The sequence below is a fragment of the Stenotrophomonas maltophilia group sp. RNC7 genome, assembly GCF_030910085.1.
Taxonomy (GTDB): domain Bacteria; phylum Pseudomonadota; class Gammaproteobacteria; order Xanthomonadales; family Xanthomonadaceae; genus Stenotrophomonas; species Stenotrophomonas sepilia.
The window spans coordinates 1-912 of sequence record NZ_JAVFVN010000744.1; the positions used below are offsets into that span (position 1 = coordinate 1).

General features: G+C 33.9%; 1 protein-coding gene. It reads right to left on the reverse strand.

Annotated features, from left to right (window positions below; genetic code table 11):
* Positions 1–438: 438 nt before the first annotated feature.
* Positions 439–912 (reverse strand): hypothetical protein (locus tag RCF13_RS17805; RefSeq protein WP_308141406.1); only part of this gene is annotated, 474 nt, incomplete at its 5' end.

Genomic DNA, 912 nt, shown 5'->3' on the forward strand with positions numbered 1-912 from the left:
ATCAATTCTCTAAAGAAGGCTAAATTCCTACATTTTTCGTATTTCAAATTTCGACAATGTGCAAATAAGTTATCTTGGTGGTTGTGAAATAGGTCATCCTCCCCACTTCGTCTGTCTAATGGTTCCTTTAACCCTCCTATGACTATCATGCTTCATTAAATTCTCCACACTATCCCCAAGCTGAATATCTTTCTTCTTAGGCTTCTCTTTACAGATCTGCATTAACTTTCTATAGATACTAGGACTATTTATTTGTACTATCTCCCCTATAGTCATTGATTTCACCTCATTTTTATTTAAATACATAAAATAGAACAATTTATCATAACAAAAAACCCCAGCGACCGAAGTCGGTAGGGTTTTTAAATATTGGGCTATCTTGCCCGAAGAAGGGGGAATTCTTTTTCGTATACTTTTCCTTAATATCATAATACCATGTTATTTTTCGGATTTATCGGTCATTTTTAAAAACCTATTACATCTTTTCCTCGGCACACTTTCATCCGCATATCCTAAATGTTTAGCCACTTGATTCCAAGTTAAACCGTTTATATATCTCAAAGATAGTATTTGTCTTATCTCGCTATCTTCTTGGTTAGAGATATATTCATTGATCTCGTCCACTAAATCCATTAATTCATCCAATCTTAGCTTGAGTTTCCTCTCTAACCTTTTGAGTTTCACGCTGTACTCTTTTTCATTTAGTCCAGTTATAGTGATATTGTGTAGTGTATATGGAAATTCATAAGACGATCCGCTAACTTTATCTGTAGCCATTTTAGGTTCTAATGTATTGATTTGATCCTTCAAAAGACTTATTTCTTTATGTAGAAAATATAATTGTTCCAATTCCTTTTCCGTCATATTACGCCCCCTTTTCCGTCCGTTCAACATAGATGTAATCCTTGTGTA